This window comes from Agathobacter sp. (assembly GCF_977054825.1).
The window spans coordinates 58,997-74,874 of record NZ_CDRTEH010000006.1; the positions used below are offsets into that span (position 1 = coordinate 58,997).

At 46.1% G+C, this 15,878-nt stretch carries 12 protein-coding genes; all 12 read right to left on the reverse strand.

Going from position 1 to position 15,878, the window contains the following annotated elements; genetic code table 11:
- Window positions 1–22 precede the first annotated feature (22 nt).
- The 12 genes from ACW6PM_RS07540 to ACW6PM_RS07595 all read right to left on the reverse strand — a co-directional run bounded on the left by ACW6PM_RS07540 (window position 23) and on the right by ACW6PM_RS07595 (window position 15,852).
- On the reverse strand, window positions 23–2,146 hold the full coding sequence (locus ACW6PM_RS07540) for a glutamine synthetase III family protein (RefSeq protein ID WP_308650514.1): 2,124 nt from the start codon (window positions 2,144–2,146) through the stop codon (window positions 23–25).
- 317 nt (window positions 2,147–2,463) lie between these two features.
- Window positions 2,464–3,330, reverse strand: a complete 867-nt coding sequence (gene fba, locus ACW6PM_RS07545; RefSeq protein WP_012741603.1) for a class II fructose-1,6-bisphosphate aldolase — start codon at window positions 3,328–3,330, stop codon at window positions 2,464–2,466.
- Between the two features lie 131 nt (window positions 3,331–3,461).
- Window positions 3,462–4,346: a diacylglycerol/lipid kinase family protein gene (locus tag ACW6PM_RS07550; RefSeq protein WP_456056747.1), complete on the reverse strand. Its 885-nt coding sequence runs from the start codon at window positions 4,344–4,346 to the stop codon at window positions 3,462–3,464.
- Window positions 4,347–5,216, reverse strand: coding sequence for a DNA-binding protein WhiA (gene whiA / locus ACW6PM_RS07555; protein ID WP_456056748.1), 870 nt, complete (start codon window positions 5,214–5,216; stop codon window positions 4,347–4,349).
- A 1-nt stretch (window position 5,217) separates the two neighbouring features.
- Complete coding sequence (gene rapZ / locus ACW6PM_RS07560; RefSeq protein ID WP_109258458.1) at window positions 5,218–6,093, reverse strand: RNase adapter RapZ; 876 nt, start codon at window positions 6,091–6,093, stop codon at window positions 5,218–5,220.
- Complete coding sequence (gene murB / locus ACW6PM_RS07565) at window positions 6,093–7,052, reverse strand: UDP-N-acetylmuramate dehydrogenase (RefSeq protein ID WP_456056749.1); 960 nt, start codon at window positions 7,050–7,052, stop codon at window positions 6,093–6,095. Before murB ends, rapZ begins: the two co-directional genes overlap by 1 nt.
- Window positions 7,053–7,068: 16 nt before the next feature.
- The gene (locus ACW6PM_RS07570) at window positions 7,069–8,478 is read right to left on the reverse strand and encodes an aminopeptidase (RefSeq protein ID WP_448754672.1); all 1,410 of its coding nucleotides are present in this window, start codon (window positions 8,476–8,478) and stop codon (window positions 7,069–7,071) included.
- Between the two features lie 6 nt (window positions 8,479–8,484).
- A complete protein-coding gene (hprK, locus tag ACW6PM_RS07575; RefSeq protein WP_117686044.1) occupies window positions 8,485–9,426 on the reverse strand; it encodes an HPr(Ser) kinase/phosphatase in 942 nt (313 codons plus the stop codon).
- Window positions 9,427–9,484: 58 nt separating this feature from the next.
- Window positions 9,485–11,359, reverse strand: coding sequence for an excinuclease ABC subunit UvrC (uvrC, locus tag ACW6PM_RS07580; protein WP_456056750.1), 1,875 nt, complete (start codon window positions 11,357–11,359; stop codon window positions 9,485–9,487).
- A 286-nt stretch (window positions 11,360–11,645) separates the two neighbouring features.
- Window positions 11,646–13,763, reverse strand: a complete 2,118-nt coding sequence (gene ftsH / locus ACW6PM_RS07585; protein WP_456056751.1) for an ATP-dependent zinc metalloprotease FtsH — start codon at window positions 13,761–13,763, stop codon at window positions 11,646–11,648.
- A gap of 172 nt (window positions 13,764–13,935) precedes the next feature.
- Window positions 13,936–15,540: a CTP synthase gene (locus ACW6PM_RS07590; RefSeq protein ID WP_022293932.1), complete on the reverse strand. Its 1,605-nt coding sequence runs from the start codon at window positions 15,538–15,540 to the stop codon at window positions 13,936–13,938.
- A 135-nt stretch (window positions 15,541–15,675) separates the two neighbouring features.
- Window positions 15,676–15,852: a DUF6472 family protein gene (locus ACW6PM_RS07595; RefSeq protein ID WP_012741592.1), complete on the reverse strand. Its 177-nt coding sequence runs from the start codon at window positions 15,850–15,852 to the stop codon at window positions 15,676–15,678.
- Between the last annotated feature and the right edge of the window lie 26 nt (window positions 15,853–15,878).

Consider the following 15,878-nt stretch of genomic DNA (forward strand, 5'->3'; position numbering starts at 1 on the left):
ATTATTATGTTAAATTCAAGGATTAAACCTCGAAGATTAAATCGCCGTATGATGGCATTGGCCACATCTCTTTGTCGACGATCATCTCAAGCTCATCAACAGGAGCACGGAGTGCATCCATAGCAGTCTTTACAGCATCTCTGTAGTAAACAGCCTGCTCTCTGCCCTCTTCCATAGCACCGGCCTTTGCTGTCTCATCCTTAAGCTTTGCAAGTGCAACCTGTGCATCTGAGAGAAGAGCTGAGCTCTCTGTAAGAAGCTCTGACTGAACAGATACATCTGCATCAGCAACTGCACTCTTAACTGAGTTAACTGACTGTGCAAGTGATGTAACATACTTGATAACTGCAGGAATAATCTGCTTTCCGGCAATATCAATCATAGCCTTTGCTTCTATATTAATAGTCTTTGCATATGTCTCATACTCAATCTCGGCACGGCTCTCAAGCTCTGTCTTTGTAAATACGCCGAACTTCTCGAATGCTGCAACTGACTCAGGAGCAACGTATGCAGGGATTGCATCTACCATAGACTTGATGTTTGGAAGTCCACGTCTTTCTGCCTCAGCTACCCACTCATCTGAGTATCCGTTTCCGTTGAATACGATTCTCTGGTGCTCTACTGCGTAATCCTTGATGAGATCATGTACAGCGAGGTCGAAGTTGTCTGCCTTCTCAAGTATATCACAAGCGTCTGAGAACGCCTCAGCAACGATTGTGTTGAGTACGATGTTGGCCTGTGCAACAGAATCCTGTGAACCAACCATACGGAACTCGAACTTGTTTCCTGTGAATGCGAATGGTGATGTACGGTTACGGTCTGTAGCATCCTTCATGAAATCAGGAATTGTCTTAACACCTGTCTCAAGCTTCTCACCCTTTAAGCTGTGTGTAGCTGTACCTGTTGAGATAAGCTGGTTCAATACGTCTCCAAGCTGATCTCCAAGGTAGATAGAAAGGATTGCAGGTGGTGCCTCGTTAGCTCCAAGTCTGTGATCATTTCCTACATCTGCTGCTGCCGCACGAAGAAGTGCTGCATGCTCGTCGATTGCCTTTAACATACATGTGAGTACAAGTAAGAACTGTACATTGTCATGTGGTGTCTTGCCAGGCTCAAGTAAGTTGATACCGTCATCTGTTGTGATTGACCAGTTGTCATGCTTTCCTGAACCGTTAACTCCTGCGAATGGCTTCTCATGAAGTAAGCACTGGAGTCCGTGACGTCCTGCCACCTTCTTGAGTGTCTCCATGATGAGCTGGTTGTGGTCAACAGCTACGTTGCACTCAGCATAGATAGGTGCAAGCTCGTGCTGTGCAGGTGCTACCTCGTTGTGCTGTGTCTTAGCTGAAACACCAAGCTTCCAGAGCTCCTTGTTTACATCTCTCATGTAAGCTGCGATTCTCTCACGGATAGCTCCGAAGTAATGATCATCCATCTCCTGTCCCTTTGGAGGCATAGCTCCGAAAAGTGTACGTCCTGTGAAGATGAGATCCTTTCTCTGTAAATACTTCTCACGGTCTACAATGAAGTACTCCTGCTCAGGTCCGACTGAAGGAGTAACCTTCTTTGATGTTGTATTTCCGAATAATCTAAGAAGTCTCAGTGCCTGATCGTTGATTGCTTCCATTGATCTAAGAAGAGGTGTCTTCTGATCAAGAGCCTCGCCTGTGTATGAACAGAAGGCTGTTGGAATGCAAAGTGTTGCGCCTGCTGCGTCCTGTCTTACAAATGCAGGTGATGTACAATCCCAGGCTGTATATCCTCTTGCCTCAAATGTAGCACGAAGACCACCTGATGGGAAAGATGAAGCATCCGGCTCACCCTTTATTAACTCTTTTCCTGAAAAGCTCATAAGTACTTTTCCGTTTGGCATTGGAGAAGTGATAAATGAATCATGCTTCTCAGCAGTAACGCCTGTAAGTGGCTGGAACCAATGTGTATAGTGTGTTGCACCCTTCTCAATGGCCCATTCCTTCATCTCGTGTGCGATAACATCAGCAGTCTCGAGATCAAGCTCCTTTCCTTCGTCCATAACCTCATGGAGCTTCTTGTAAACCTTCTTTGGAAGACGCTCCTGCATAACTGCATCGTTGAATACGTTCTCTCCAAAGATGTCTGCTACGTTGAAATATTCCTGTTCGCTCATATCTTACATCCTTTCTGTTCATCAATCCCCTTGAGTGAATTGTTATTTTCAAATAATGTTTAAACTGCTGCACAACATATAAACTCGAATGTTCTTGTTTTATGCCGGACTTCTTAGTTCATTAAAAAAGAGGGCACTCCATCTATGGTGGAACGCCCTCGTTCATTTCGCTTAACATTATTTCTGAAATTAAGATACTCCTTTGAGCATCAAAAATCAAGTGTTTATGTTAAAAAAGTTAAGTTTTATAAAATTTTACTACAAGATATAAATATTTTGTAAAGTAGTATGTGCAAAAATACTAAATTGCAATAATATTATTCAGCCTTTCCAACTGATCCGAAAAGCTCCATCTTCTCCTTAACTGTTGCCTTGATAGCCTCAGCACCAGGAGCAAGAAGCTTACGAGGGTCAAATCCCTTGCCCTCAAGATCCTTTCCGGCCTCGATGTATTTACGTGTTGCATCTGCGAATGAAAGCTGGCACTCTGTGTTAACGTTGATCTTAGATACTCCAAGGTCGATTGCTTTCTTGATCATATCAGCTGGGATTCCTGTACCACCGTGAAGTACTAATGGCATAACACCTGTCTTCTGCTGGATAGCGTCAAGAGTCTCAAAGCTGAGTCCCTGCCAGTTTGCAGGATATTTTCCGTGGATGTTTCCGATTCCTGCTGCAAGCATATCTACACCAAGATCAGCAACTCTCTTGCACTCGTCTGGATCTGCGCACTCGCCCATTCCAACAACTCCGTCTTCCTCGCCACCGATTGAACCAACTTCAGCCTCGATAGACATGCCCATTGCATGAGCAACTGCTACTAACTCTTTTGTCTTTGCAACGTTCTCATCGATTGGATAATGAGATCCGTCGAACATGATTGATGTGAAGCCGGCCTTGATGCACTTGTAGCATCCTTCGTATGTGCCGTGATCAAGGTGAAGTGCTACAGGTACTGTGATACCGAGCTCGTCATGCATAGCCTTAACCATTGCTGCTACTGTACCGAAGCCTGTCATGTACTTTCCGGCACCCTCAGATACACCAAGGATTACAGGGCTCTTAAGCTCCTCTGCTGTTAAAAGTACTGATTTTGTCCACTCAAGGTTGTTGATGTTGAACTGACCTACTGCGTAATGTCCTTCTTTTGCTTTCTTAAGCATTTCTGTTGCAGATACTAACATATTTTTTCCTCCTGTTAATTAAAAGCTAATGTTATTATATTACATAACCTTATAAAAATAAAGTTAAATTTTTAACACAATCAGACAAAAAATTGTGTACTATTACTATTTTGTGTCCGATTTTGTGTTTGTCAGCACATAATGGTAATCTGTTTGTTTAAATTTGTGATGGTCAGATCCGTGTGGCTGCCGCCATATTCTCCGTCGAGAGTCCACGGTACCTCCTCATCGCTCTCCACATGCATCTCACTGGTCTTGAAGGAGTAGATGAGCTCATTATCATTTTCACGGTTTGTAAGCCCCGCAAGTATCTTATTGAGCTCGATCGGGTTCTTTGGATTCTTGATGAGTGTCACCTCGAAAAGGCCGTCGTCAAGCAGCACGTCCGGACCGGATATGCCCTTAAAGCCTCCTACCGAAAGGGAATTTGTCACCATTCCAAATATAAACTCATCCTCTATTGTCTCACCGTCATGGCTCACCTTCATCCTGTACGAGGTGATATCCATCAGGTGCTTTGCGCCCTCTAAAATATATGCGGCGTGTCCCAGTATATTCTTCATCTGCTGTGAGGTCTGGTAGGATACCTCTGTAAAAAGACCAAAGGCTGCGACATACACGAAGGTATCTCCGTTGAAGCCGCCCACATCACACGGGAACGGAGTGCCGTTTACGGCAACTCTTGCGGCCTCCTCCATATTTTTTGGTATGCCGAGGGAGTTTGCAAAGTCATTGGTGCTGCCCGCAGGGATGTATCCTATCGGTACATTTACATCGCTTTGCTCCATGCCGGTCACTACCTCATCGAGGGTACCGTCTCCACCGCTGCACACTACAAGGTCATACTTTTTAGCTTTTTTTCTGACCTTTTTTATGGCATCTCCCTGACACTGTGTAGGATAAATGGTGATTTTGTATCCAGCCTTTGTCATGATGTCCACGATATTTACCAGATGCTCCTTTATGAGCCCCTTGCCTGATTTGGGATTAAATACAAATAAAAGCTTTTTCTTCATCTATCTCAGTTCCTCCGCAATCGCCGATAATTTTCTAAGCCTGTGGTTGACTCCCGATTTGCCCATTGGCGGGTCCAGATATCCTCCAAGCTCCTTTAGCGGTGCATCCGGATATTCAAGCCTAAGCAGCGCCATCTCACGAAGCTGCGCCGGCAAATCATCGAGTCCTCTCATTTTCTGTATCAGTCTGATATCCTCTATCTGCTTTACTGCCGCATTCACAGTCTTGCTGATGTTTGCGGTCTCACAGTTTACTTTACGGTTTACACTGTTTCGCATTTCCTTTAATATGCGCACATTTTCCAGCTTCATGAGCGACACATACGCCTCCATGATGTTGAGACTGTCCACGATGTGGGCGCCCTCCTTTATGTACACTACATAGTGTCCCTTACGCTCCACTATCTTGGCATCAGTATCGAAGCCGCATAAGAGCTCCTGAAGCTGCTTTGCCTGCTCCTTTGTGTGACACACTATCTCAAAATGGTATGCCTTGTTGGGGTCGCTTATCGAGCCTGCCGCCATAAAAGCTCCTCTGATAAAGGCTCTCTTACAGCAGGTCTGCATCAGAAGCAGTCCGTCTGTGGTCTGTCTGTTTACAGGCAATGCCGTGATTTTAAGTGCTGCAAGTATCTTACTTGTATCCTGCTCATCCAGTGCCTTTGTGGTATCTGTGCCAAAGGCACGCTTCATAAGTGTTGCATATTTATTTAAAAGCAGCAGGTTTTCGGTGTCTAGCTCAAGGCTGTTTGTTTTTTCATTGATACGGCCCGAGAGCTCTATGATGCCTGCAAGCTCAGCTAGCTGACAGTGCCTGCTTTTTGATATCTGCTTTGCCAGCTCTTCCTTTACATCACTGGAAAATGACATATTATTTACCTCTCAATGCATCCTTTCCTATGTCGCGATGCTCTATCTTAAGTCCATAATCATTGCAGCCGCTAAGCCTCTTGTACAGCTCGTTTGCAAGCGTTACCGAGCGGTGCTTGCCTCCGGTGCAGCCTATGGATATGACAAGCTGGTTCTTGCCCTCAGAGATATAGTTTGGAATGAGAAACTTTATCATATCATCAAGCTTGTCGATAAACTCATTCGCCTCCGGAAACTGCATGACATAGTCCTGTATTTCCTTATCGTTGCCGGTTTTCGCGCGCAATCCGTCCACATAGTAGGGATTTGGCAGAAACCTCACATCCATGACTATATCCGAGTCCGACGGTATGCCATACTTGAAGCCGAAGGAAAGTATCGTGATAAACAGATTCTTGTAATCCTCATTCTGCACGAATATCTTTTCCAGCTCTATTTTAAGCTCCCTTGTGAGAAGCTGGCTTGTGTCTATGATATAGTCGGCATTGTCCTTTAGATACTGCAGCTTTTCCCTCTCAAGCACGATGCCCTTATTGATGCGCTCACTGCCTGCGAGAGGGTGATTACGCCTCGTCTCCTTGTATCTCTTGACGAGCACCTCATCCTCAGCATCGAGAAATAGTATCTCATACGGAAAGTTTTTCTGCCTTAGCTGCTCGAGCGTCTGTGGAATCTCATCAATTCCTGAGCCGTTTCGCACATCTATGCCGACTGCCACCTTGGACACATCGCTGTGGAAGGTGTTTGAAAAGTCTATGAGCTTATCTAACAGCTGTATAGGCAGATTGTCTATACAGAAATATCCCATATCCTCCATCATTTTCATTGCTGTGCTTTTTCCGGCACCTGACATGCCCGTCACTATTACAAATTTCACTAGAATTCTCCAATCATCTTAACTTCCGGTTCAAGCTTTACTCCAAACTGCTTTAAAACTGTTTCCTGCACGTCTTTTATGAGTGTCAGGACATCTGCTGCGGTGGCTTCGCCCTTATTTACCACAAAGCCGCAGTGCTTCCCCGACACCTGTGCATCTCCCACGCTGTAGCCTCGAAGGCCTGCATCCATGATAAGCTTTCCTGCAAAATACCCCTCAGGTCTCTTAAAGGTGCTGCCTGCACTTGGGTACTCAAGCGGCTGCTTCTCCACTCTCTTTGCACGAAGCTCTGCCATATATGACTTTATCTCATCCTGTGGCTTTGGTGTGAGCATGAATCTGGCTGACAGCACTATATAGCTCTTTTCCGGAACTATGCTGTGCCTATAGGATAAATCAAGCTCATCCCTTGTCACAGTCTTTAGCTCTCCCTCTGCCGTGAGCACTGTGGCATCGATTAAAACATCCTTTATCTCTCCGCCGTAGGCTCCTGCGTTCATGACTACCGCTCCGCCAACACTTCCGGGTATGCCGGATGCAAACTCAAGCCCTGAAAGTGAAGCCTCCGCTGCCTTTGCAGCCACTGCTGCAAGTATAGCACCGGCGCCGGCCGTAATAACATGACCGTTGCCTTGTGCTGTGAATTCCTGCGCTGTGCTTTGCTGCGCCACAGCTTCTGTAACATCGATTTCGGACATGCCTTTTCCGATACCTATTACAAGACCTCTTATGCCCTTATCTCCTACTAACAGATTGCTTCCGTTTCCTATCACTGCAACCGGCATATCGCATGCCTTTGCTATCTCTATAAGCTTTGAAATCTGACTCGCATCAGGCTCTGCGTAGTAATCTGCCGGCCCTCCTATGCGGAAGGTCGTGTGCTTTTTCATCGGCTCATCCTGCAGTAGGCTAAGCTGTGGCAATTGTTCTGTTACACTTTTTACAAATGTCTGATTCATCTTATATTCCTTTAGCCTATGCTTCCTTCAAAAATGCAATGTAGCCTCTGAATGCCTCATATAAATCGACCTTGCTGATAATTTCCCATGGCGCATGCATGTTGAGTACCGGCACACCGCTGTCGATAACATTCATGTCATAGTTTGCGAGGATATATGCGATTGTTCCGCCGCCTCCCTCGTCTACCTTTCCAAGCTCTGCTGTCTGGAAGGAAACATCTGCTGTATCCATGATATTTCTAAGCCTTGCAACATACTCTGCGTTGGCATCGTTTGAGCCTGATTTGCCTCTGGCTCCTGTATATTTGTTGAATACAAGGCCCTTTCCAAAGTATGCTGAGTTCTTCTTTTCCATAACCGATGGATAGTTCGGGTCAAAGGCTGCTGATACGTCTGATGAGAGTACCTTTGAGTTTTTCAGCGCACGTCTTACTGCAAGCTCACTGTAGTCTCCTGCCAGGTTCATCACCTCTGCCACACAGTTTTCGAAGAAGCGTGACTGCATGCCGCTGGCTCCCACTGAGCCGATTTCCTCTTTGTCCACGAGCAGGCATACACTTGTATATTCCGGTGCTCCCTCTATCTCAAGCATAGCTCTGTATGAAGGATATGCACACACTCTGTCGTCATGGCCGTAGCCCATGATCATGCTTCTGTCAAGTCCGTAGTCTCTTGCCTCTCCGGCAGGTACCACCTCTATCTCTGCTGAGAGGAAATCATCCTCGTCCACACCGTACTCCTGTGAAAGTATTGTAAGGATATTGGCCTTTACTCTCTCCTTGATATCCTTGTCGTCCTCGTCCTTTGCAGGTCCCGGTATGCTTCCGATCAGCACATCAAGGCTCTCGCCCTTTATGACCTCTGAGGCCTTCTTGCCCATCTGCTCGCCTGACAGGTGAATAAGCAGATCGCTCACGCCCACTACAGGATCATTTGGCTTGTCTCCGATATTGACTGTCACTGTGCTGCCATCCTTTTTGCAGATGACTCCGTGAAGTGCAAGCGGCAGTGTAACCCACTGATATTTCTTGATGCCGCCATAGTAATGTGTATCGAAAAGCGCCATGTCTGTGTCCTCGTATAAAGGCACCTGCTTTAAGTCCATTCTAGGTGAATCAATATGAGCTCCTAGGATATTCATACCCTTCTCAAGTGGCTTGCTGCCCACGATAAACAGTGCCAGTCCCTTTCCCATATTGTTTGCTATGATTTTATCTCCTGCCTTTACGCTCTTTCCTGTCTCAATGAGCTCATCAAGGTCCACAAAGCCATGTCCTGTGGCATCAGCATAAACTGCTGACGTACACTCACGCTCTGTCTTACAGCCGGATATAAACCTTCTGTAATCCTCTGCAAATGCAAATAATTTTTCTCTTTCAGGTCCCTGTGGATATTTCTCCCAGGCGTTTTTCTTTTCTGTTGCCATGATTTATTATGCCTCCGAATTTTTTGTAAGATTTGCCTGAACGCGGCGATACAGCTCCTGAGCTGCATTGTAGCCCATCTTCTTCTGTCTGTGATTGACTGCTGCAGTCTCTACGATGACCGCCAGATTACGTCCCGGTCTGATTGGCAGTGAATGACACACTACCTTGTTGCCGAGATACTCGGCATATTCTTCCTCGAGGCCGAGTCTGTCGTACTCTGCCTCCTTTTTCCAGTCCTCGAGCTTGATTACGAGGTCTATCTGCTGTTTTTCCTTTACACACTCTACTCCGTAAAGTGTCTTGACATCGATGATTCCGATGCCTCGAAGCTCTATAAAGTGTCTTGTTATCTCAGGTGATGTGCCCATGAGCGTATGCTCGTTGATCTTTCTGATTTCTACCACATCATCCGTCACGAGACGATGGCCTCGTCTGATGAGCTCGAGTGCGGCCTCACTCTTTCCGATACCGCTCTCTCCTGTGATCATTACTCCCTCGCCGTATACATCTACCAGCACGCCGTGTACTGTGATGCATGGTGCGAGCTGCTCACCAAGACAATAGATGAGCTCAGCCATGAAGCTTGATGTGGAACGGCCTGTTGACAGCACAGGAATGCTGTGCTCTCTGGCCTCTTCCATAAATATCTCATCCGGCTGTAAATCCCTGCAGAAGATGATACATGGTATATCAAACTCCATAAAGCGGCTGTAGCGCTCTTTTTTCTCGCTGTCGCTCATCTTCTCTATATAAGTATACTCTACATTTCCGATAATCTGTATTCGTCTCTCCTCAAAATGATCAAAATATCCTGAGAGCTGAAGCGCCGGTCTGTTGACATCCGAGCACTCTATCGCCCTCTCCTTTAGGTTCATCTCTTTTGTGAGATTGTTGAGATCGAGCAATTCTGCTACCTTTGCAACTGATACTGAGTGTAATGCATTCATTTGCGGTCCCCCTTGATGTATATTTGCTTCTTAGTATACCACAATTTGGTGGCAAAATCTACGTGGCAGAGTGGAAAAATGCATACACCGCCTGTGCTGCTTTTTCGTTCATGGTCTCTGTCTGCATAAGGTCTTCAACATCCGCTTCCTTTATCTTTTCTAACGACTGATAGCGGCGCATGAGCGCCTTTCTGCGCGCCGGTCCTATGCCTTCAATATCATCAAGCACCGAATGTACCTGGCTCTTTGAGCGCAGCGACCTGTGAAATTCTATCGCAAAGCGGTGTGCCTCATCCTGTATTCTCGTGATGAGCTTGAAGCCCTCACCGTGGCGGTCGATAGGTATCTCCACATTGTTGTAGTAAAGACCTCTTGTGCGGTGAAAATCATCCTTTACCATGCCGCACACAGGTATGTGAAGTCCCAGCTCGGAAAGCACCTGAAGGCATATATTTACCTGACCTCTTCCACCATCCATCATTATGATATCCGGAAAACGGTTGAAGCTGCCGATTTCCTGTGGCGAACCGTCTTTTTCAAGCTGCCTCTGCTCTTCCATGCCATGTGTGAAGCGGCGTGTGAGCACCTCGTGCATTGACGCATAATCATCAGGTCCCGTAACGGTGCGAAGCTTAAACTTTCTGTAATCGCTCTTTTTAGGCTTGCCCTTCTCATACACTATCATGGAGCCGACTGTCTCAAAGCCGTTGATATTGGAAATATCGTAGGCCTCCATACGGTTTAAGCCTTGTAATCCCAAAAGTCCCTCGATTTCCTTTACAGCTCCTATTGTGCGGCCCTCTTCTCTCTTTATGCGCTCCTTATCCTGGCTGAGCACTAAGAGTGCGTTCTTGTAGGCGAGCTCGACAAGCTTTTCCTTCATGCCCTTCTGCGGCACCTTTATATTCACACGCCTGCCTCGCTTTTCACTGAGCCACTGCTCCAAAACGTCCATATCCTCTATCTCGCTCTGCAGCATGACCTCTCGCGGTATAAACGGCGTTCCGGAATAAAACTGCTTCACGAAGTTGTTCAGCACATCATCCGCCGCCTCCTCACTTCCGACCCTCACATGGAAATGGTCTCTGCCTATCAGCTTTCCGTTTCTTATGAAAAATACCTGCACCACAGCATCCGTATCGTCATTTGCAAGCGCAATGATATCCTTATCCTCGCCGTCGGCATTTGTTATCTTCTGCTTCTGTGCCACCTGCTTCACACTGTTTATCAGATCCCTATACTCGGCCGCCTTCTCAAACTCCATGCTCTCTGAGGCCTTTAGCATTTTATCGCTAAGGGCCTTTATTGTCTGCTCATAGTCACCGTTTAGGAAATCTATCGCGCCCTTTACCGCTACGGCATACTCTTCCTTCGTCACATAGCCCTGGCAGGGCGCACTGCACTGGTGTATATGATAGTTGAGGCACGGCCGGTCTGCGCCTATATCACGCGGCAGCCTGCGGTTGCAGGTGCGAAGCTTATAGATTTTGTTTATCAGATCTATCGAGCTTTTCACCGCTGAGGCACTCGTATACGGGCCAAAATAACGTGACTTGTCCTTTTTCATCTGACGCGAAAACAAAACCCTCGGATAGTCCTCACCCAGTGTCACCTTGATGTACGGATATGTCTTGTCATCGCGAAGCATGGTGTTGTACTTTGGTGTGTACTCCTTTATCAGGTTGCACTCCAAAACAAGGGCCTCAAGCTCAGAGTCGGTGACTATATACTCAAAATGATCTATATGCTCTACCATCTGTTTTTTCTTGATGCCCTCATTGTGGCTCGCCTGAAAGTACTGATGTACTCGCTTTGTCAGGCTTTTGGCTTTGCCGATATATATGATTACATCATCCTTGTCATGCATAATATAAACTCCCGGGGCATCCGGGAGTTTTTTTAATTCTTCTTTGATATCAAATGTATTTTCCATATTCGCTCTTTTAGGTTGTGGGGTTGCCGGCATGGCACACAGTGTATTCCTCAGGAAAATATGAAGTCAGCCGCGGGTTTTCTCTCTGTTTGGTTTTCTTTGTTTGCAAGGCTTTTTCGTTCATTCTCTTGTTTGGAAAACCGCGGCAGTTCATATTTTCCTTCTGAACACACTGTGTACCCTCCGGCTTTTTCAGCTTATGTGTGCGAAACTCTTTTCTACTGCTCTTTCGCTGCGCGAAAATTGCTTGGTTGCTCGTTATGTTCGAAAATTGCCCTATAAGGTACTAATTATTCGACGCTGTATATCCGGAAGATTCATTTGTATCTGCAGGCTGGTCTATGGCGTTACGGAGGAGTGGATCTGCTGCCGATGTCACATCTTTCTGTGCATCATCATTCTGTGCGGCCTCCTGCTCTTTGTTCTCTTCGTCATTCTTCTCCTCGTCCGGATCCGGGAGTCCCTTCATATCGCGGAACATCTTCATGAATTCCTTGCCTGTGATTGTTTCCTTCTCGTAGAGATAATCTGATATACTATCGAGGATTTCTCTATTTTCATCGAGGAGCTTCATGGCCTCTGCGTAGCTGCTGTTGATGATTGAGAGCACCTCATCATCTATCTGCGATGCTGTATTTTCTCCGCAGATTAATCCTGCTCCGCCCTCTAAGTACTGGTTTTGTACTGTTGCCAGGCACATCATGCCGAATTTATCTGACATTCCGTACATAGTTACCATGGCACGGGCTATCTTTGTGGCATTTTCTATATCATTTGCGGCTCCGCTTGTGACTGAGTTAAATACCAGCACCTCTGCGGCACGTCCTGCCATATATGTTGTGATTTTGGCAAGAAGCTCGTCCTTTGTCTCAAGGTATTTCTCCTCCTCAGGAGTCTGGAGTGTATATCCGAGTGCTCCCATGGTACGTGGTACGATTGTGATTTTCTGTACAGGCTCTGTGTTTTTCTGCAGGGCTGATACAAGTGCATGTCCTACCTCATGATATGAGACAATTTTTCTCTCTTTATCGCTCATGACACGGTCCTTCTTTTCCTTGCCGCCGACTGCAACAAGCTCGAAGGCCTCAAAGAGGTCTGCCTGGTTTACAAGCTGTCTGCCGTTTTTGACTGCGTTGATGGCAGCCTCATTAATCATGTTGGCAAGATCCGAGCCCACAAGTCCAGCTGTTGCCAGTGCCAGTGCATCAAGGTCTACCGACTCATCCATCTTGACATCCTTTGAGTGTACCTTTAAGGTCTCCAGACGTCCCTTTAAGTCAGGCTTGTCAACTATGATTCTTCTGTCAAAACGTCCCGGACGAAGAAGCGCCTTATCGAGCACCTCAGGGCGGTTAGTTGCTGCTAATATAAGTAATCCCTTTGATGTATCAAAGCCATCCATCTCTGCAAGGAGCTGGTTTAAGGTCTGCTCACGCTCGTCATTGCCACCGCCGTATCTGCTGTCACGGCTCTTTCCTATTGCATCTATCTCATCGATAAAGATGATACATGGTGCCATCTTCTGGGCTTCCTTGAACAAATCACGCACTCTCGAAGCTCCGACTCCGACAAACATCTCCACAAAATCTGAACCTGCAAGTGAGAAGAACGGTACTCCTGCCTCTCCCGCTACTGCCTTGGCAAGAAGTGTCTTACCTGTTCCCGGAGGTCCCACGAGAAGCGCACCCTTAGGAAGCTTGGCTCCGATATCTGTATATCTCTTTGGATTGTGAAGAAAATCAACAACCTCCTGGAGTGATTCCTTGGCTTCATCCTGTCCCGCAACATCCTTGAAGGTGACACCTGTGGACTTCTCCACATATACCTTGGCAGTCGATTTGCCGACTCCCATTCCCATGCTGCCACCCATCTTCTTTGAAACAAATGCTAAAAGCACCCACAGTAAAATAAGCGGAACTATAAAGCTTAATATATTGAAAATCCATGTAGATGTATTATCAGGTATTGCTGCCTTTATCTCGATAGACTTGCCCTCTGAGGTCTTTGCCTTTTTGAGTGTCGGCACGAGCTCATCATCAGCCACACGTCCTGTATAATATGTGATGTCATAATCCTTGTGTCCGTCATCCACAAGCTTGTAGTCTATCTCGTAGGAATCAAACTCCACGCTCTTGACATTGCCCTTGTCGAGCTGCTTTATGAAATCACTGTATGACTTTTCCTGTGTGCTGGCATGCGATATGCTGTTTGAGATAAGTGCATACACAAACAGTGCCACGAGTGTCAGCAGGATAAATGCCATGATACCCTGTCCGCCACGATTGTTCCTGCCGCCGTTTCCGTTTCCACCCGGTCTGTTGCCACCGTTATTTCCGTTTCCACCGGACCCATTATTGCCCGGTCCGTTATTGTAGTTATAGTTATTAGGTCCCTGATTATCCATATTTTCTCCGTTCTTTTCTTATTTATTACAAGCTTCAAAGCAATTTTTATAGTCATTCCTATGAAACCGGCTCCTCACAATTTATAAAGTGCGAAGCTTCACTTTATTATAAAAAAAAGTGCGGTCAAAATCAACCGCACTTTCTAAATATTGTATTAAATATAACGAAAAATTATCTACTCACCTTGTTTGCCGCCTCTATGAAGCCATGGAAAAGCGGATGTGGACGGTTCGGACGAGACTTAAGCTCCGGATGTGCCTGTGTGGCGATAAACCACGGATGCTCAGGAATCTCAATCATCTCCACGATTCTGCCATCAGGTGATGTACCGCAAAGCTTCATACCATGCTCTGTGAGAGCTGTTCTGTAGTCATTGTTGACCTCATAACGATGACGATGACGCTCGCTAATATTCTCTGTGCCATATACCTGATATGCCTTTGATGTCTTGTCAAGTACGCATGGATAAGAGCCCAGTCTCAGTGTACCACCGATATCCTCTATTCCGTTCTGGTCAGGCATAAGTGCGATAACCGGATGAGTAGTGTTTGGATCAAGCTCTATACTGTGCGCATCATGGAACATACATACGTGGCGCGCATACTCGATGATTGCCACCTGCATTCCAAGGCAGAGTCCCAGATATGGGATATTGTTCTCCCTTGCATACTTGGCTGCTGCAATCATGCCCTCAACACCACGGTCTCCAAAGCCTCCCGGAACGATAATTCCCTGAATACCCTTGAATACCTCTGCTGCATTGTCATCATTAAGCTCCTCTGAGTCAACCCACTTTATATCGACTGTGGTATGCTCAGGGATACCGCCATGCTTCAGTGCCTCAACAACTGAAATGTATGCATCGTGAAGTGCTGTATATTTTCCGACAAGTGCGATCTTTACCTCTTTATCAGGATGACGGAGATCCTCAACCATCTGCTTCCAGTCTGCAAGATCCGGCTCAGGACAGTCGAGATTCAAGCACTCGCATGCAACCTTTGCAAGATTCTCCTGCTCCATGGCAAGTGGTGCCTCATAGAGATACTCCACATCAAGGTTCTGTAATACGTGTGAATTTGGCACGTTACAAAACAGTGCAATCTTGTCCTTAAGCTTCTGGTCAAGCTCATGCTCCGAACGGCATACGATGATATCCGGCTGGATTCCCATGCCCTGAAGCTCCTTTACGCTGGCCTGTGTAGGCTTTGTCTTGAGCTCTCCGGATGCTTTGATGTATGGAATCAGTGTCACGTGACACAGGATGGCATTGTCGTGTCCCACCTCATGCTGGAACTGTCTGATTGCCTCAAGGAACGGCTGGCTCTCGATATCGCCGACGGTACCGCCCACCTCAATGATTGCGATTGTGGTATCCTCAGATGTGAAATCTCTGTAGAATCTGCTCTTTATCTCATTTGTAATATGAGGGATAACCTGTACTGTTCCTCCGCCGTAATCACCCCGACGCTCCTTCTGTAATACTGACCAGTATACCTTTCCTGTGGTGACGTTTGAGTTCTTTGTAAGGCTCTCGTCAATAAAACGCTCATAGTGTCCCAGGTCAAGGTCTGTCTCAGCTCCATCGTCTGTTACAAACACCTCTCCGTGCTGGATTGGGTTCATGGTACCCGGATCAATATTAATGTATGGATCGAACTTCTGCATTGTCACCTTGTATCCACGAGCTTTTAAAAGACGTCCAAGAGACGCTGCGGTAATTCCTTTTCCAAGACCGGAAACAACTCCACCGGTGACGAACACGTATTTTACAGGCATAATTTTCCTCCTTATCAATATGCTTTGTATATTTGTAAATTCTTAATTTTTAAAATAACCAATTCATTATACAGCCTTAAATTGATTAATGCAATTTATTTTTTAATTATATTTATTATATTTTGTTATAATGCTTCACATCTGGTGACGGACAACCCTGTATTCATCGCCTGAGCGGTAAAACGGGCAGCGCTTATAGCTGCTCTGGACAAATCTCGCCATATCATCCTCGTCCATATTTACCGAGCAATAATACTCCTCATCATCCTCGTCATATTCATTGTATGCACAAAAATCGCAGCATGTCTCCATTATCTTATCCTTCCATCACTTTTAAT